General features: G+C 35.1%; 17 protein-coding genes. 9 read left to right on the top strand and 8 right to left on the bottom strand.

Translation table 11 applies throughout. The features are described 5' to 3' along the window. Positions 1-7: 7 nt before the first annotated feature. The 5 genes from IL45_RS04410 to IL45_RS04390 form a co-directional block, all read right to left on the bottom strand. The gene (locus tag IL45_RS04410) at positions 8-568 is read right to left on the bottom strand and encodes a TetR/AcrR family transcriptional regulator (RefSeq protein WP_036580819.1); all 561 of its coding nucleotides are present in this window, start codon (positions 566-568) and stop codon (positions 8-10) included. Positions 569-610: 42 nt separating this feature from the next. Then, on the bottom strand, positions 611-1,177 hold the full coding sequence (locus IL45_RS14705) for an RDD family protein (protein WP_051788644.1): 567 nt from the start codon (positions 1,175-1,177) through the stop codon (positions 611-613). Further along, a complete protein-coding gene (locus IL45_RS04400; protein WP_036580816.1) occupies positions 1,177-1,830 on the bottom strand; it encodes a hypothetical protein in 654 nt (217 codons plus the stop codon). Before IL45_RS04400 ends, IL45_RS14705 begins: the two co-directional genes overlap by 1 nt. Before the next feature lie 107 nt (positions 1,831-1,937). Further along, complete coding sequence (locus IL45_RS04395; RefSeq protein WP_036582012.1) at positions 1,938-3,362, bottom strand: S41 family peptidase; 1,425 nt, start codon at positions 3,360-3,362, stop codon at positions 1,938-1,940. A 54-nt stretch (positions 3,363-3,416) separates the two neighbouring features. After that, positions 3,417-3,980, bottom strand: coding sequence for a hypothetical protein (locus tag IL45_RS04390; RefSeq protein ID WP_036580814.1), 564 nt, complete (start codon positions 3,978-3,980; stop codon positions 3,417-3,419). Positions 3,981-4,197: 217 nt separating this feature from the next. Between IL45_RS04390 and IL45_RS04385 the strand changes: the two genes are divergently transcribed. The 5 genes from IL45_RS04385 to ychF all read left to right on the top strand — a co-directional run bounded on the left by IL45_RS04385 (position 4,198) and on the right by ychF (position 7,730). Beyond that, positions 4,198-4,707, top strand: coding sequence for an RNA polymerase sigma factor (locus IL45_RS04385; protein ID WP_036580811.1), 510 nt, complete (start codon positions 4,198-4,200; stop codon positions 4,705-4,707). Continuing rightward, on the top strand, positions 4,704-5,168 hold the full coding sequence (locus tag IL45_RS04380; protein WP_036580807.1) for a hypothetical protein: 465 nt from the start codon (positions 4,704-4,706) through the stop codon (positions 5,166-5,168). The genes IL45_RS04385 and IL45_RS04380 overlap by 4 nt, the downstream gene beginning before the upstream one ends. Positions 5,169-5,199: 31 nt before the next feature. After that, positions 5,200-5,724, top strand: a complete 525-nt coding sequence (locus IL45_RS04375; protein ID WP_036580804.1) for a DUF4252 domain-containing protein — start codon at positions 5,200-5,202, stop codon at positions 5,722-5,724. A gap of 76 nt (positions 5,725-5,800) precedes the next feature. After that, complete coding sequence (locus IL45_RS04370) at positions 5,801-6,454, top strand: DUF4252 domain-containing protein (protein WP_036580801.1); 654 nt, start codon at positions 5,801-5,803, stop codon at positions 6,452-6,454. 181 nt (positions 6,455-6,635) lie between these two features. Beyond that, complete coding sequence (gene ychF, locus IL45_RS04365; RefSeq protein ID WP_036580798.1) at positions 6,636-7,730, top strand: redox-regulated ATPase YchF; 1,095 nt, start codon at positions 6,636-6,638, stop codon at positions 7,728-7,730. 107 nt (positions 7,731-7,837) lie between these two features. On the opposite strand, the gene IL45_RS04360 is transcribed toward ychF, so the two are convergent. From IL45_RS04360 to IL45_RS04350, 3 genes are read right to left on the bottom strand one after another with little or no spacing between them, the layout of a single operon-like run. Then, positions 7,838-8,275, bottom strand: a complete 438-nt coding sequence (locus IL45_RS04360; protein ID WP_106200846.1) for a hypothetical protein — start codon at positions 8,273-8,275, stop codon at positions 7,838-7,840. A gap of 3 nt (positions 8,276-8,278) precedes the next feature. Further along, on the bottom strand, positions 8,279-8,512 hold the full coding sequence (locus IL45_RS04355; protein WP_036580793.1) for a VF530 family protein: 234 nt from the start codon (positions 8,510-8,512) through the stop codon (positions 8,279-8,281). 2 nt (positions 8,513-8,514) lie between these two features. Next, positions 8,515-9,045 carry a phosphoglycerate mutase family protein gene (locus IL45_RS04350; RefSeq protein ID WP_036580791.1) on the bottom strand — a complete coding sequence of 177 codons (531 nt, stop codon included), beginning with the start codon at positions 9,043-9,045 and terminating at the stop codon, positions 8,515-8,517. 171 nt (positions 9,046-9,216) lie between these two features. On the opposite strand from IL45_RS04350, the gene IL45_RS04345 reads away from it, so the two are divergent. The 4 genes from IL45_RS04345 (at position 9,217) to IL45_RS04330 (ending at position 17,338) form a co-directional block, all read left to right on the top strand. Beyond that, the gene (locus IL45_RS04345; protein ID WP_036580788.1) at positions 9,217-11,079 is read left to right on the top strand and encodes a DNA topoisomerase IV subunit B; all 1,863 of its coding nucleotides are present in this window, start codon (positions 9,217-9,219) and stop codon (positions 11,077-11,079) included. Positions 11,080-11,140: 61 nt separating this feature from the next. Then, a complete protein-coding gene (locus IL45_RS04340) occupies positions 11,141-13,822 on the top strand; it encodes a DNA gyrase/topoisomerase IV subunit A (RefSeq protein ID WP_036580786.1) in 2,682 nt (893 codons plus the stop codon). Between the two features lie 71 nt (positions 13,823-13,893). Continuing rightward, complete coding sequence (mscL, locus tag IL45_RS04335; RefSeq protein ID WP_036580784.1) at positions 13,894-14,334, top strand: large-conductance mechanosensitive channel protein MscL; 441 nt, start codon at positions 13,894-13,896, stop codon at positions 14,332-14,334. 145 nt (positions 14,335-14,479) lie between these two features. Next, the gene (locus IL45_RS04330; protein WP_036580781.1) at positions 14,480-17,338 is read left to right on the top strand and encodes a hypothetical protein; all 2,859 of its coding nucleotides are present in this window, start codon (positions 14,480-14,482) and stop codon (positions 17,336-17,338) included. The last annotated feature ends 87 nt before the right edge of the window (positions 17,339-17,425 follow it).

The raw sequence follows: 17,425 nt of genomic DNA, 5'->3' as shown, positions 1-17,425 counted from the left end.
AAAAGGGTTAAATAATTTTGTTACACAATTGTTTTGAAGAATTGATAGGCCATGCATCCTTATGTAAATGACTTTCTGAAACTGCTGCTTCATATAAGAGGTACACTTGTTTTGCCATCATAAAACTTTCTTGAACGTTAATATCTTCAATGTTGTCAATAATTAGCTGCTCAATAAATCGTATGAAATCTCTTTTTTGGGTTTGAATCTCGGTTAAAATAATCTCGTTATCTCGAGGGATTTCAGCAACGGTTTTTATACACCAGCAACCGTTAAAATCCTGATCTTCAAAAAAGAGTTCCAAAAATTCAAAAAGAGCAAGGACTCTACTTTTACCAAGTTCTTTTGATAAACAAAAGGCCTCAATTTGTTTTATAAATGAATTGTTTTTGTGTTGTAGATAAGCTACACAAATATCTTCTTTAGATTTGAAATGATTATATAATGTGGCTTTTGCCACGCCAGAAGTTGAGATAATCTCATTGATACCAGTAAGATTATATCCATTGCGATAGAACAGCTGCGAGGCTGTTTCAATAATGTGCTGTTTAATTTCTGATCGTTTCACGATGCAAATATAGAAAACATTTATAAAAACAGACAAGTCTGTCTATTTTTTATATTCAATCACCTTAGTCTTAGAAAATATATCGTGAAAACCGTCTTTCATAAAAGCAAAAGAGAAAGCTTCTAAAGGAATAAAACGACAAGCCGTTCTCATTAATAATTCGGTAATACTAGGCTTTTGGTCTTTTTCTGAAACGACAATGGTACCAGTCACAATTTTACCTAGTGTTTTATTCCAAAAGAATTCTTGGATAAAATAATACAGAAATAATATAACAGAACCTATAATACGTTGGTAATTGGACCAATTATACTTAATACTATCAGAGCCAAAATTCGAAAGAATAACATGTATTAAACTAATCAAAACTACAAAACTGAAAAAGTCAACGATAAAGTTAATAAGCCTTAATCGTATCGATACTCTGTTGTCAATTACTTTTTCTTTTTTAGAAATTCTGAAATAAGTGTCTCTATCATTAATATATAGATAGATGTCAAGACCTCGCTTTTCTGCAATAAGTTGCGCTTGCTTTATGTCAGCTAATTTGTGAGAATCTTTGTCATCGGTGATGATGTTTAGGATCTCTAGGTCAGATAAGGATTCCATTAAATAGGTTTATTTGGATCACTATTCGGACTATTTTGAGTTAACATACCTTTCATTAAATCCAATTCTTTTTCCTCTTCGTCTATTGTAAGTTGATAATCTCTAAGGATATTTTGTGTCAAAGTATCAGCCTTAGATATTAATTGATTTCGTTTCTGTAATTTTCTTGATAATCGACTTATATAAAAGAAACTTATTGCAAGCAATATGATTAAAACAGCTAGAAATTGAATAGCGAAAGTAACTTCTTCTTCGATCATTTTTTTACGAGCATTTACAAAAGTGTCAATTGTGAGGTCAAATAGATTTTTACGCTCTGTGAGGTTTGTCTCTAAACTGGCTTGAACTACCTTTGTTTTAAAATCTTTGATTTCATCTTTACTTACCTCATCTATAATAAGTGCTTTAGTTTCAGGTGAGTCAAATATAATATCAGGTGCCATAAAAAAAGTCAATCCTGTTACTAACAAAACTATTCCTAATAGTAATAACAGTATTCTTTTTATGAAATAGTATGTGGTGCGTAAACCTCTTGTGAATTTAGAACCTATTAAATCAAAATCTAATTGCTCTAATTCAACTTTGCGGTGTCTAAGGATTGCTTGTCTTTCGGCTTTTTTAATTATAAATTCGTTGATATTCTGGCTGGTCATGAATAAAATATTTTAGTGATAATTAAACTTGACAAAATTTATTTAAAAATTGTAAGATAATTCGCTAAAATACAACTAATTTATAATTTAAATGATTAGTTAACTACTTAATCTAATGGAGCTACGTACATCTCTTGACTAAAAGGTTTTAGCTCCATACTGCCGCTTAACTCGTCATATTGGATGCTAGATTTATTAAAACTAGGTCTTCCATTTGCCATAATGTCTTGAAGACATGCCGCTAGTAGTGGTTCATTTATATCACCTAAAACTCCTAGGTTTTCAAAATCCTCACGCAATGCTATATCAGGAGCAAGGCCATTAAAGTAATCTGTAAATCCAGCGCTGTTGATACTTTTTAATACTAGTGGCTGTAATGCATATCTATGAGCGGGATTTGCACCAGATCTACCAAAATCGCTACTGTCATATAAAGTAATGCTAGCTTGAAATTTACCAGCGGTATCATCACCTACTTGAATAACATCTACATAAGGTTCTAAAGCAGCAATGACTAACTCGCTAGCACTAGCGCTGCTACCTGTAGTAATGACATGAACTTTAGAAAGTCCTAGCGTATTTAAAGGTGTGCCAGCATTAGTGGTCGTTTTAAAGAAATTAGTTAAGCGATCTGGTTGATTGTTTTCAAAAAATTCTTGCACATCAGGATTCCATTCTTCTGTCGAAAAAACGTCTGTGGTAGGTTGTCCTGCTATAAGGCTTCCTAAGATGATGGAAGTATTTACAGATCCACCACCATTATATCTTAAATCTAATACCAGATGAGTTACTCCTGCAGCTTGTAAAGTCCCAAATGCATCATTTAATTGTTCATCAAAATTTGACGTAAAGCTATTATACATTAAGTATCCTATTTTTTGTGAACCTTGATCTATAATGGCAGTTCTGAAAACAGGATTTTCAGTTAGGGATGTTTTATCTAAGGTGATTGTCATTCCATTATTAGTAGCAACACCAGCATTTAAATCTGCTAGTCCTATGGTATATGAATCTTGTCCTAACAATACACTAAAGTTATCACGTGTTAATTGAATTCCATCTATTTGATTAAATATCATTCCACGTGCAACACCTTGTGTACTAGCACTCGAGTTGGGTAGCACATAACGCACATAACCCCATACATTAGACGCGCTACCTGTTTCACCTACCAGACCGAATTCCATACCGTTATTAAGCGTGGTACCAGCAAATAATTGCTCTAATGCTATATAGTCACTTACAATAACGCTGAATCTATCTGTAAGGGATCTATCAAAAACTAATGATTCAAAAAAGGCCTCTGGTGTATCATAAATACTGTGAAACTCTTCTAATTCTGGAACCGTCGCAAAACGATCGTCTGCCAGTTCTGGAACATCTGGTTTATATAAATAAAAAGCATTCATACCTCTGTAAACAAAGTTTTTTATAGAAGTAGAAGAAGCAAAATTATCGTCGTTATCCTTAAAACAACTCACGGTAATTAAAACGGTAAGGCATAATAGGATTATATTTTTATAAGATTTCATCATTATTAGTGCTTATAATTAAGGTTTAAAGGTAATTGTATTCTAGATAATGATCTAGTCACCACAATTATCATTGTAGAATTCTATGGCTTCAGGAATTCTTTTCTTTTTCATTTTTCCATTTTCGAGTTTAGAAACGAGCTCTGGACAGTCTTTCAACATTTTGAGATGTCTCTTTTTAAGTTTAGTTCCTATTCTCACAAAGCGGTCATTAATGACCATAAAGTATATAGTGTACGGCTCTTGATCTACATAAACAGGTTGTAGGTTCGTACCAGGTCCAAAACCTATACTAGAAGTACCACCTTGCATGTATAATCCATAAAGCACAATTTTTCCACTTTCAATCTCTAGATAAAGGGATGGTGGATCAGTACGATTAGTTCTTACATATCTATATTTTAATCCATCGATATCAAAACCTATGATATGCTTATGATCATAGACTACGGTTTGATCTTCATCATTTTCTTTAAATTTCACACTGTCATTTGCTCGTGTTTTAATGAAACCAGCCTTACTAGTGTTGTTATTAAAGATAATGATGCCTTCTTGATACTGTGCTTTTAAAGAAATACTACACAGTAAAAACAATGCGAAGAGTATAATATTTTTCATGAAAATATTTTCGGTTTTAGAACTCAAAGATAACGAGCAGTTATCACACTTACATAACGTATTATTCTTTTATTTAGTTTGATTTTTCTGTATTCGCTTTCGCGAAAGCGAACTCATAATACCCATTGTTTCTTTATGAAAGCATGATATTTGAAAAAAAATAAAGGATCTTGTAACAATAAAATAACATGCTCGTCATGGTAGTATAACCAACACAATGAACCAACAAAAATTCATAGCTGTTTTTAAAGAAGTGCAACACAAAATGTACTTTTTATCAAAACGCTTGCTTACCTCGCATGAAGAGGCAGCAGATGCTGTGCAAGAAGTAATGGCAAAGTTATGGGAGAAAAGAGACACTCTAGAAGAAGTGAAAAATAAAGAAGCATATGCCATGCAAATGGTAAAAAACTTTTCTCTAGATCGCTTAAAGAGTAAACAGGCTGGGCATTTAAGAATTGTACATAGCAATTATGAAGATGATCATCGCAATGCTCAAGAAGAGATGGAACGCAAGGCAAAAGTCACAATGGTACAGAATGTGATTAATACCTTACCAGAGCAGTATAAAGTGGTACTGCAATTGCGAGATATACAGCAATATGACTTTGAGGCCATAGAGCGCATATTAGACATGAAAGCCACCGCAGTGAGAGTCACATTAAGTCGAGCCCGTAAAATGCTCAAAGAAAAAATTGAAGAACAGTATCACATAGACATCGCATGAACGAACTATTACATAAATATTGGGAAGGACAATCCAGTCTGGAAGAAGAGCAAAAGCTCATAGCTTACTTTAATAGTGAGACTGTAGCTCCAGAACATGAGGTCTACCGCAGCATCTTTAACGCCTTTGAAGAAGAAAGCGTGATGAAAGAGGATTTAGATTTTGATGCCTTTGCAAAACTGGCATCAGAAGAAAAACCTAAAGATCACTCAAAAATCAGAGTGCTTAAAGGATTAGGTATTGCCGCAGGATTTGCTGCGTTGATAGCTGTAGGTTCTAATTACATAGGAACGACTGAAACTAACACGGATTTGGGAACCTATGAAGATCCTAAAGAGGCATATCACGCAACGGTAGAAGCTTTACAGTTGGTGTCGACTAAGTTTAATAATGGACGTAAAAATTTAAAACCACTAAGTGAAATTAATAATAAGACAGAGAAAGTCTTTAAAACTAAATAATTAAAATCAAGAATCTCTTAAAATAAAAAACATGAAAAATTTAATTTACATAACAGCTTTCTTGCTTACCAGTGGTATAGCAATGGCACAAAACTTCAGCGCACTAGATAATCTTAAAAACACATCAGAGACTGTTGTGACCGATGAGATGTTTGCATTAATTGCAGGAGTAGATATCGATAGTGATGATAAAGAATTCAACGAGATTAAAAAAATTATTGATAATCTTAAGGAATTACGCATTTATGCTACAGATAACCCTACTAGTGCTGCAACCTTAAATTCATTTGCTCAAAAGTATATCGCAAATAATAACCTTGTGAAATTAATGCATGTTAAAGAAGATGGACAGATGTTCTCTTTTCACATGCGCAAAGGTAGTAATGATAAAAAAGTTCGTGATCTAGTCATGTTGATTAATGGCTCTGGTGATAATGATGATAAAGACACCGTATTTCTTATTATATCTGGTGATATTGACTTAAACCAGATTTCAAAGCTTACTAAAATGATGAATGTTCCAGGTCAGAAGCAAATAGAAGACGCTACAAACTAATCATTTATCTATACCTGATAAGCCAGGTAGTTGACCAGTATCTGGCTTAATTTTAAAACCATTAAAACTTACCATTATGAATAATCTTATTATACGAGTCCTAGCACTAGGAATTACCTTAATCCTCTTTCTTACCTCATGTAGTTCTGATCCTAGTTTACAACAGTACTTTGTGGATAGTCAGGAAAAGCAAGGCTTTATCACAACAACCATCCCTAAAAGTATACTAGGATTAGATGTATCTCAAATGAGTGATAAATCACAAGAGGCTTATAATTCAATCGATAAGGTGAATTTACTTTATTATCCAATTGATAAGCAAAATACAGCCGCTTTTGAAAAAGAAAATGCACAACTTAATGCGATTTTAAAAAGCGATGATTTTAAAACTTTAATGACTCACAAGTCTGATGGTATTAACATGCGTTTTTTATACGACGGTTCTAGCGAGAGCATTGATGAAATGATTATTTACGGTTCTTCTCCAGAAATGGGATTAGGTGTCGCTAGAGTATTAGGTGATGACATGAAACTGGGTTCTATTATGAAAATGATGGAAGAAATGAAGGATGTAAATCTAGACCAGACAGGTATCAACAATATTCTTAAAGACATAGGTGTAGATTTAAATGAAGAAGGAGAAATCGATGAAGAAGCCGTTAAAAAGATTATGGCTTCAAAAGGTATGGATACTACTAATTTGCATATCGACATGAATAGTAAAGAGTAAGAGAAAGTAAATTTGTTTAAAAACCGCTATAGTTTCTATGGCGGTTTTTTTGTGTTTAAAAGTGAATATTTTTAAATATAACAAATTGCAAGAATCGGTTTATATTTGCACGCCTTTTAAGATAGTGATGATGGTTTATCTCGCTTTCGCAAAAGCGCAATAACAACAAACATTACAACACATGAAAGCAGGAATAGTAGGATTACCTAACGTGGGAAAATCTACCCTTTTTAACTGTCTGTCTAACGCCAAAGCACAAAGTGCAAACTTTCCGTTCTGTACCATAGAACCTAATGTAGGTGTGGTAAATGTACCGGATCCTAGATTAAAAAAGTTAGAAGAGCTAGTTAATCCAGAGCGTGTGATTCCAGCAACTGTAGAGATTGTGGATATCGCTGGACTAGTTAAAGGAGCAAGTAAAGGAGAAGGATTAGGAAATCAGTTTTTAGGTAATATACGTGAGACAGATGCTATCATTCACGTATTGCGTTGTTTTGATAATGATAATATCATACACGTAGATGGTAAAATAAACCCTATAAGTGATAAAGAAACTATCGATATAGAGTTGCAGTTAAAAGATCTAGAAACTGTAGATAAAAAACTAGAAAAAGTAAAACGTGCTGCTCGTACAGGTAACAAAGAAGCTCAAAAAGAAGAAGAGGCTTTAATGAAAGTTAAAGATGCTTTAGAAGCTGGTAAATCTGTACGTACGATAGAATTTGATGAAGCTATTCATGATGAGTTTATCAAGCCTTTACAATTTATCACAGATAAGCCTGTATTGTATTTATGTAATGTTGATGACGCATCTGCAGTGACAGGTAATGCATATGTTGATCAGGTACGTGAAATGGTAAAAGATGAAAATGCTGAAGTACTCGTTCTAGCTGTAGGAACAGAAGCAGATATTGCTGAACTAGATGATTATGAAGAACGCGAGATGTTTCTAGCCGATATAGGTCTAGAAGAGGCAGGAAGTGCAAAGTTGATACGTAGTGCTTATAAATTGCTTAATCAGCAAACTTATTTTACTGCTGGAGTAAAAGAAGTGAGAGCATGGACCGTAAAAATCGGAGCAACAGGACCACAGGCTGCTGGTGTCATCCATACAGACTTTGAAAAAGGATTTATACGTGCAGAGGTAATCAAGTATGATACCTTTGTAGAATATGGATCGGAAGCAAAAGTAAAAGAAGCAGGAAAACTTAAGATAGAAGGTAAAGATTACATCGTGCAAGATGGTGATGTAATGCACTTCTTGTTTAATGTTTAAAAATTAAATCTCGAGGTTCAACTCGAAATATAATTGATGAAAAAAACCGAATCTACTTTATGTAGATTCGGTTTTTTATTGTTTTAGATGCTTCATCAGTTTATCTCTTAAAAACTCATTTTGGCATTTAATAATTGAAATAACTTCTCAGGATCTTTACTTAACAGGATAATACTTTTAGAAATTCCATTATGATCAAATTGAATTTGGATTTTCATACGATTTCTCGATACTGACTTCAAGTTTTGTATTGGTATTCTATGAAGTAAGTCAAACCTGTCTGCAATACTTGCCATAAAGGTGTTTGTAGTAATCCATAATTCTTCATCAGTAACTCTTATTCTTAAAGCTTTATTTGCACCGCCATATTTTGTAATAAAAGATTTTGTTGAATAGCCAGAAGCACCATCTTCTTGATAGATAAAATTGGAATTATCCAGTTTAGGAAAAGGTTTTAGCGCTTTTCTACCGTCAATTACAAATTTTGTACAGATCAAAATAGCTGCAATTAGCCATATGATTAAGAAAATATACTGTGGTTGCATCGATTATTCTTCTTCATCTACAGGAGCGCAGGTCTCTACCCAAAGTGCTTCCACTTTATCACGAGCCCATTGGGTACGCCTTAAGAATTTTAAACTTGACTTTATAGTAGGATTAGTATTAAAAGAGTTGATTCTTATACGGTCGCCCAGCTCATCCCAGCCAAATTTCTCTACGAGATCTTCAACGATTTGAGCCAGTTTAATGCCGTGTAATGGGTTGTTGGGTTGTGTGCTCATAGTTATTCCTCCATAAAATCCATAGATTCCTTAACACCGCTAGATTTGCCTGACTCGCTAACACGTACGTAGAAATAAGAATCATAATCGTTATCATCTAATGGGTTATAAATACTATCGTTTTGAAGTTGGTTAGTGTACTCATTAATGGTGTTGCTATGACCAAAAAGCGCAACCGTTTTACCTCTATATTTTTCTAGTAAATCAAGTGCCTTAACCGTGCGCACATCATAGATTTCCACATCCATGTCGTGTGCTGCAGCAAGTGGTGCAGCGGTCGCTTTGGTACGTTTGTAATCAGAGCTTATGATGTTGTCTACATTTTTAAGGAAAAAGTAATTTACCCATGCATCAGCACGTTTTTTTCCTTCCTCAGTAAGTTCTGGATCGCTACCTTGATCAGTACGTTTTTCTGCATGTCTTATAAAATAGAAAGTAGTGATTCCTTGATTGTCAACTGGTTCACCTTGTTTAGGGCCTGTATTACAAGACAATAGACTTAAGAAAGTGAGTAGTAATAATAACTTTTTCATGATTTTTTAATAAAGCTTAAAACTACTGCTTTTTAGACTTTTATGGTGTCTAGATAGCTGTTGATATTTATCCACAATTGAATTAAGAATGATGTTAATTAATTTCGCTTTCGCGAAAGCGAAATTCAAACAGATATACTTATATTTCGGGAAAGACTGCAGAATTAATTTATGGCTGAAAACACGCAATATACAGAGGATAACATCCGCTCACTGGACTGGAAAGAACACATCAGAATGCGTCCTGGAATGTATATCGGGAAACTGGGCGATGGATCCAGTGCAGATGATGGAATTTATATTTTAGTTAAAGAAGTCATCGATAACTCTATTGATGAATTTGTAATGGGATCTGGTAAAACCATTGAGGTCTCTATACAAGGTGAACGTGTGACTGTACGTGACTATGGTCGTGGTATACCACTGGGTAAAGTTGTAGATGTTGTTTCTAAAATGAATACTGGTGGTAAATATGATAGTCGTGCGTTTAAAAAGTCTGTAGGGTTAAATGGAGTAGGTACTAAGGCTGTAAATGCGCTATCGAGCTATTTTCGTGTAGAATCTACCAGAGATGGGAAAAGCGCCAGTGCCGAGTTTTCTCGAGGTGAATTGAATGATCAAGAGATGTTAGAAGAGACATCGCGACGCAAAGGAACTAAAATGACCTTTGTGCCCGATGGCGAGATTTTTAAGAATTTTAAATTCCGACCAGAGTACGTAGCGCGTATGTTGAAAAACTATGTGTACCTCAATCCTGGATTAACCATTATGTTTAATGGTGAAAAATTCTTTTCTGAAAATGGTTTAAAAGATTTACTGAGTGAAAATATTTTAGACACTGATCGTTTATATCCTATAATTCACTTAAGGAGTGAAGATATTGAAGTAGCAATTACTCATAGTAGAACGCAGTATAGTGAAGAATATCACTCTTTTGTAAATGGTCAAAATACAACACAAGGAGGAACGCATCTAGCCGCTTTTAGAGAAGCTCTTGTGAAAACGGTAAGAGAGTTTTATGGTAAGAACTATGAGGCCAGCGATATACGTAAATCTATAGTCAGCGCTATTGCGATAAAAGTTATGGAGCCTGTCTTTGAATCACAGACTAAGACTAAGCTAGGATCTACAGATATGGGTGGTGATTTACCTACCGTACGCACATTTATAAATGATTTTTTAAAAACTAAACTAGATAATTACCTTCATAAACATAGCGATGTTGCAGAGGCTTTACAACGCAAAATAGTTCAAGCGGAACGTGAACGTAAAGAGCTCTCTGGAATAAGAAAACTAGCAAAAGATCGTGCTAAAAAAGCAAGTCTACACAATAAAAAGTTACGAGATTGTCGTGTTCATTTAACGGACAGTAAGAAAGAAAATAATCTAGATAGTACCTTATTTATTACCGAAGGTGATTCGGCTAGTGGATCTATTACAAAATCTCGTAACGTTAATACACAAGCCGTTTTTTCCTTGCGTGGTAAACCACTTAATTCTTATAACATGTCTAAAAAGATTGTTTATGAGAACGAAGAATTTAACTTGTTACAGGCGGCTCTCAATATTGAAGACAGTATGGAAGATTTGCGATATAATAAAATCGTAATCGCCACTGATGCAGATGTTGATGGAATGCACATTAGATTACTACTTATCACATTCTTTTTACAATTCTTTCCAGAATTGATAAAGAAAGGACATATTTATATTTTACAAACGCCTCTTTTTAGAGTACGTAATAAGAAAGAAACTAGATATTGTTACACACCAGAAGAACGTGCAGCTGCTCTAGCAGACTTAGGAAAAAATCCAGAAATCACCCGATTTAAAGGACTAGGTGAGATCAGTCCTGATGAGTTTAAGCACTTTATAGGTGAGGACATGCGTCTGGATCCTTTAATGCTAGATGATAATATGAGTATTGAAGATTTACTACGTTTTTATATGGGTAAAAACACACCGGATCGTCAAGAGTTTATCATCGATAATTTGAAGGTAGAACTTGATATAATTGAAGAAGATACTGTGTAGTACGCTTTCGCGAAAGCGTGATTAATCTAACAACTGTTAACCGATAACCGTTAACTAACAAATGAGTGAAGAAAACGAAGAATTAGAGCCAATCCATGAAGGCGAGATCATAGAACCTACGGAGAGCATTACTCGTATTACGGGAATGTACAAGGAATGGTTCTTAGATTATGCGAGTTATGTAATATTGGAACGTGCGGTACCAGCGATTGAAGATGGTTTTAAACCTGTTCAAAGACGTATTATGCAGTCTATGAAAGATCTAGATGATGGACGTTATAATAAGGTAGCAAACATTGTAGGTCATGCCATGCAGTATCATCCACATGGAGATGCTAGTATCAGTGACGCCATGGTACAAATAGGGCAAAAAGACATGCTCATAGACATGCAAGGAAACTGGGGAAATATCTTTACAGGCGATCCTGCAGCGGCTTCTCGTTATATAGAAGCAAGATTGTCAAAGTTTGCGCTAGAAATTCTTTTTAATCCTAAAATTACAGAATGGCAATCCAGTTATGATGGCCGTCGTAAAGAACCTGTTAACCTACCGGTAAAATTCCCGTTACTACTCGCACAAGGTGCTGAAGGAATCGCAGTAGGACTAAGTACTAAAGTGTTACCACACAATTTTATTGAGTTAATAGATGCTTCTATAAAGCATTTACAAGGTAAAAGATTTACTATATATCCGGATTTTCCGACTGGTGGAGAAATCGATATTTCTAATTATAATGACGGTTTGCGTGGTGGTAAAGTGCGTGTGCGCGCAAAAATGCACGCACCAGATAAGAATACGATAATCATCACTGAAATACCGTATTCAACAAATACAAGCTCTTTAATCGACTCGATTTTAAAAGCCAATGATAAAGGCAAGATTAAAATCAAAAAGATAGAAGACAACACCGCTGCCGATGTGGAGATCATGATTCATCTTCATGCTGGAATTTCTCCAGATAAAACGATGGACGCCTTATTTGCTTTTACAAATTGTGAGTCCAGTATCTCTCCACTAGGTTGTGTGATAGAAGATAATAAACCATTATTTGTAGGTGTTACAGAGATGTTGCGTCGCAGTGCAGATCATACTGTTGATTTATTAAAACAAGAGTTAGAAATACAACTTGATGAAGTAGAAGAGCAGTGGCACTTTGCATCATTAGAGCGCATTTTTATTGAGAATAGAATTTATCGCGATATTGAGGAAGAGGAAACATGGGATGGAGTTATCACTGCGATTGATAAAGGATTAAAACCGCACATAGGTCATTTAAAAAGAGCTATTACTGTAGATGATATCACGAGATTAACAGAGATTCGTATTAAACGTATTTCAAAATTTGATATTGATAAAGCACAGCAAAAAATAGATGCTCTTGAAGAACGTATTGCACAGTTGAAGCATCACCTAGAGCATCTTATTGAATATGCGATTGATTACTTTAAATCTCTCAAAAAGAATTATGGAGAAGGAAGAGAGCGTAAAACAGAGATCAAGACCTTTGACGATATCGTAGCTACAAAGGTAGTGATGAGAAACACTAAGCTCTACGTAAATAGAGCCGAAGGCTTTATAGGTACTTCATTAAAAAGAGACGAGTATGTTACCGATTGTGCAGACATAGATGATATCATAGTATTTACTAAAGATGGAACGATGATGGTGACTAAAGTAGATGCTAAAACCTTTATTGGTAAAGACATTATTCATGTTGCTGTCTTTAAGAAAAAAGATAAGCGTACCATATATAATGTGATTTATCGAGATGGTAAAACAGGACCTAGTTATGTAAAGAGGTTTGCCGTAACGAGTATGACCAGAGATAAGGCATATCCTATGGGTAAAGCAGATAAAGGATCTCAGGTACATTATTTTAGTGCAAATCCTAATGGAGAGGCTGAGGTTGTAAGTATAAATCTGCGCCAGCAAGGAAGTATTAAGAAAGTAAAATGGGATTTAGATTTCTCTGAGATTCTAATTAAAGGTAGAGCATCCAGAGGTAATCAAGTGACTAAGTATAACATTAAGAAAGTAGAACTTAAAGAAGAAGGTGTAAGTACCTTGAAACCACGTAAAATTTGGTTTGATGATACGGTACAACGTTTAAATGTTGATGGAAGAGGTGAGCTTTTAGGTGAATTCAGAGGAGAAGATCGATTGTTAATTATCAATCAAAAAGGATTAGTTAAAACTATAATTCCTGAGGTAACAGCTCGTTTTGATGACGATATGATAGCTTTAGAGAAGTGGTCTCCTAAAAAACCGATAAGTGCTATATATTTTCATGGGGAAAAAGAATTATTTTACGTTAAGAGATTCTTAGTTGAAAATGAGGAAAGAGAAGAAACATTCCTGCCAGATGTTGAAGGTTCTTATCTTGAAGTTATTTCTACAGACTATAAGCCTGTTGCTGAGCTAGTGTTTAACAAACCCAGAGGTAAAGAACAACCACCTAATGAACCTGTTGATATAGATGAGTTTATAGCGGTTAAAGGAATAGGTGCACAAGGGAACCAGCTTACTAAAAGTAAAGTGAAACAAATTAACTGGTTAGATCCATTACCGTTTGAAGAGCCAGAAACCACTCCAGCGGTTGAGGTCGAAGTTAATGACGAAACGGTAGTGTCTACTACTGAACCTTCAAATGCTAATGCAGCAGCAAAACCTAATAAAGAAGTTAAAGATGATAATGCGCCAGATCCAGATATCGATGATAGTGGACAAGCGAGTCTTTTTTAAAAGTTAATTATTTATCTAATCCTGCTTTCGCGAAAGCAGGATTTTTATTTTTATACCACAATTTATAAACGATGGGAATACTAACTGAATTTAAGGAATTTGCCGTAAAAGGTAATATGATTGATATGGCGATAGGTATCATCATAGGAACAGCTTTCAATAATGTAGTGCAGACCTTAGTGAAAAAAGTATTACTGCCACCACTGTCATATCTTACTGACGGTATCAATTATGAAGACAAAAAATGGGTTTTGAGAGAAGCAAATCCAGATCTAACGGGTGATGCGGCTAAGGCAATCGAAATAGGGTATGGAGAGTTTTTTCAAGTAAGTCTAGACTTTCTTGTAATCGGTTTTACCGTATTTCTAGTAGTCAAAGGAATGAACAAATTACGTAATAAGTCACATGACTCTAAAGATAAAACAGTCGTTACACCTAAGGATATTGAATTACTTTCAGACCTTAAAGAATTGATGAAAGAGCAAAATGAATTGCTATCTAAAAAGTCTTAACATCGGTTAAAAGCATATTGAACCGACTGAAAACGTGTATTTTGTCTTTTATTTTAGCCTTTTGTCTTTTTGTTACATTTTTAATTTGGCGTTACTCATAAAGGGATAAGTAGATAATAAATTTGCATTCCCTATTAATAGCGTTATGAGAATTTTTATTACCCTACTTTTTTTTAGTCTTTCTACCGTTCTTTTTGCTCAAGTCGGAATTAATACTGATAATCCATTTGCAACATTAGATATAAATACAGATACTCCAGCATTACCTAGTACAGGAATACTTATTCCACGAGTAGATGATTTTGCAACTACTAATCCAGACATCAACCAGCAATCTTTACTTGTATATCTTACTACGGCAGTTAGTCGTAACATTACTGGTACAGGATTAGAAAATTATGAACCTGGTTTTTATTACTGGGATAATGCCTCTACAAATTGGATATCTTTTACAGCAGGTGGATCAGGTTGGAATATAGAAGGTAATGATAACATTGACGATACCCAGCATTTTATGGGAACCACCACAGCACAAGATGTAGTATTTAAAGTTAATGATATTCAAAGATTTAGAATGACTGAATCTGGTCAATTAGAAGTATTTGCAGAAGCAAAGTCTATATTTATAGGTGAAGACGCCGGTAATAGTTTTGTGCCTACAGATGCGAGTGGTAGAAAAGGAGAACAGAATGTATTTATAGGTTATCAATCTGGTACTCTTAATACGATTGGGCGTGATAATATGGCGGTAGGTACTTTAAGTCTATCTAAAAATGTAGACGGTAATTTTAATACAGCGATAGGTGATGAAGCTTTGGAGAATTCGGTATCGTCTTCAAATAATACAGCTATAGGTAATGATGCCATGCGTTATGCAACTAGTAGTGCTGATAATACCGCAATAGGAGTTGGATCTCTTGCAAATGCACGCAGTTCAAATCATGTAGCCGTTGGATATCAAGCAGGTAATTCTGTAAGTAACGGTGCAGGTAATACGATTATAGGTGCTAATGCAGATGTGACTGCTGGGAATTTGTCAAATTCTGTTGCAGTAGGTAATCAATCTCAAATAGGTAATAATACAGCTACAGCTATAGGATACCGATCAACTGCGGCTGGTCAAAACTCTATTGCATTAGGACAGTCTAGTTCTGTAACTGCTCAAAATGCTATAGTTATAGGTAGCTTGAGTACTTCAAATGGTTCTAACTCTATCGCTATAGGAGAGTCCGCTAGTGCTAGTAATAATGACGCCATTGCGATGGGAAGTGATGCTATTGTTAATGGTGTGAATACAATAGCTATAGGTCATAACGCTAGTGCCGCAAACTCTAGTTCAATTGCTATAGGATCATCAACAGCAGCACCACAGCAATATGCTATATCTATAGGAGCAAATGCTTCTACAGCATCTACTCGTGCTATTGCGGTCGGATTCAACTCTGAGGCTACAGGTGATAATGCAGCATCTTTTGGTTATCTAGCGATTTCCACAGGAACTAACGCTTTAGCATTAGGTACAACTTCTAAAGCAACCGGTTCTGATGTCATAGCAATAGGTAATAGCGCTACCAATACTTCAAGCAACTCTGTAGCCATCGGTAGTAGCGTTAATAATACAGGTGGTAATAGTGTAACCATAGGTGATACCGCCATCAACACAGCCGCAAACTCTGTTGTTATAGGTTCAAATACAAATGCGACAGGACAAAACTCTGTAAATGTCGGTAGAAATGCAGATACATCTGGATCTAATGCCATTGCCGTAGGAGCAAATACTGATGCGACACTTACAGCAATCGCTATAGGTAGCGATGCACAAGCGCTAGGAGAAAGTTCTACAGTAATTGGAGATGACGCAAAATCTAATAATCTTAATGCAGTTTCTATAGGAAACGAATCTGATGCAAACGGTAATCAATCTATATCTCTGGGTCACAGATCTAGTACTACTGCTACTAATAGTATAGCTATAGGGAATTCTTCTTCTGGAGAAAGTATTTCTGCGGTGGCTATAGGAAATATGGCACGTGCTTCAAAACAAAATTCTATAGCGATAGGAGAAGATACAGATGCTTTAGGAGAAAATGCACTTGCTATAGGAACAGATGCTAATTCTAATGGTGCTCGATCTCTAGCAATTGGCCAAGACGCTTTAAGTTCTTCAGATAGTGCAACATCATTAGGATTCAATTCTGGTGCAAGTGGAGCTTTAAGCACCGCAATAGGAGCCGAAGCAAAAGCAAGTGCAAACAATTCATCTAGTTTAGGAAATAAAGCAAATGCCTCTGGTACAGAATCATTAGCACTAGGTTTTGAAGCCAAAGCATCACAAGACACCGCAATAGCTATAGGTAAGAAATCAACATCTAGTGGTGTAGATGCTATCACGATAGGTAACACTGCCACTGCGGTAGGAACTCGCAATATTGCAATAGGTTCTCAATCTAGAGCTAGCAATAGTGCTGCTTCTAACTCAGTTGCAATAGGTACTGGTGCCGTGGTTAAGCACAATAGATCTATTGCATTAGGCGATGGTGCTACCACCACAAAAGATAATCAACTGATATTAGGTAACATTTCTGAACTAGAAGCTGTATCAGCAAATATTAAAACTACGGGAACCATTACAGCAAATAATTTTGTGTCTTCAACAGGTGTTGCTGGTTATGCAGATTATGTATTTGATATCTACTATGAAGGCAAATCAGAATTAAGTAAAACTTATACATTTCCTACTATTGATGAGGCAGAAGCTTTCGTTAAGGCTAATGGACATTTAATAGGAGTGAAGTCTATTGAGGATATTGAAGCTCAAGGAATGACAGTAAATGTTACAGAGACAGCACTGAAAAACTTAGAAAAATTAGAAGAACAATTTCTTTATATAACAGAACTGCATTCTAAATTAAAAACTCAAGAATTAAGAATTCAAAAATTAGAACAATCACTGGAGCGTATTGATGCATTAGAAAAAAGATTGGATGCCTTAAGTAACGATTAGAAGTATTTATATCGCTTTCGCGAAAGCGTAATTTAAAAAGCCCATCTCTAACGATGGGCTTTTTTTATGTCACCACTAAACTATTGT

Origin of the sequence: Nonlabens ulvanivorans, assembly GCF_000732625.1 — a bacterium.
GTDB classification, from domain to species: Bacteria; Bacteroidota; Bacteroidia; order Flavobacteriales; family Flavobacteriaceae; genus Nonlabens; species Nonlabens ulvanivorans.
This window is presented reverse-complemented; position numbering and strand designations above follow the sequence as displayed.

What these genes read in the sequence shown, in the direction of transcription:
- IL45_RS04395 (WP_036582012.1), bottom strand. Translation starts at nt 3,362, where the DNA reads ATGAAATCTTATAAAAATATAATCCTATTATGCCTTACCGTTTTAATT.
- ychF (WP_036580798.1), top strand. Translation starts at nt 6,636, where the DNA reads ATGAAAGCAGGAATAGTAGGATTACCTAACGTGGGAAAATCTACCCTT.
- mscL (WP_036580784.1), top strand. Translation starts at nt 13,894, where the DNA reads ATGGGAATACTAACTGAATTTAAGGAATTTGCCGTAAAAGGTAATATG.
- IL45_RS04360 (WP_106200846.1), bottom strand. Translation starts at nt 8,275, where the DNA reads ATGCAACCACAGTATATTTTCTTAATCATATGGCTAATTGCAGCTATT.
- IL45_RS04345 (WP_036580788.1), top strand. Translation starts at nt 9,217, where the DNA reads ATGGCTGAAAACACGCAATATACAGAGGATAACATCCGCTCACTGGAC.
- IL45_RS04330 (WP_036580781.1), top strand. Translation starts at nt 14,480, where the DNA reads ATGAGAATTTTTATTACCCTACTTTTTTTTAGTCTTTCTACCGTTCTT.
- IL45_RS04370 (WP_036580801.1), top strand. Translation starts at nt 5,801, where the DNA reads ATGAATAATCTTATTATACGAGTCCTAGCACTAGGAATTACCTTAATC.
- IL45_RS04380 (WP_036580807.1), top strand. Translation starts at nt 4,704, where the DNA reads ATGAACGAACTATTACATAAATATTGGGAAGGACAATCCAGTCTGGAA.
- IL45_RS04390 (WP_036580814.1), bottom strand. Translation starts at nt 3,980, where the DNA reads ATGAAAAATATTATACTCTTCGCATTGTTTTTACTGTGTAGTATTTCT.
- IL45_RS14705 (WP_051788644.1), bottom strand. Translation starts at nt 1,177, where the DNA reads ATGGAATCCTTATCTGACCTAGAGATCCTAAACATCATCACCGATGAC.
- IL45_RS04375 (WP_036580804.1), top strand. Translation starts at nt 5,200, where the DNA reads ATGAAAAATTTAATTTACATAACAGCTTTCTTGCTTACCAGTGGTATA.
- IL45_RS04385 (WP_036580811.1), top strand. Translation starts at nt 4,198, where the DNA reads ATGAACCAACAAAAATTCATAGCTGTTTTTAAAGAAGTGCAACACAAA.
- IL45_RS04350 (WP_036580791.1), bottom strand. Translation starts at nt 9,045, where the DNA reads ATGAAAAAGTTATTATTACTACTCACTTTCTTAAGTCTATTGTCTTGT.
- IL45_RS04400 (WP_036580816.1), bottom strand. Translation starts at nt 1,830, where the DNA reads ATGACCAGCCAGAATATCAACGAATTTATAATTAAAAAAGCCGAAAGA.
- IL45_RS04355 (WP_036580793.1), bottom strand. Translation starts at nt 8,512, where the DNA reads ATGAGCACACAACCCAACAACCCATTACACGGCATTAAACTGGCTCAA.
- IL45_RS04340 (WP_036580786.1), top strand. Translation starts at nt 11,141, where the DNA reads ATGAGTGAAGAAAACGAAGAATTAGAGCCAATCCATGAAGGCGAGATC.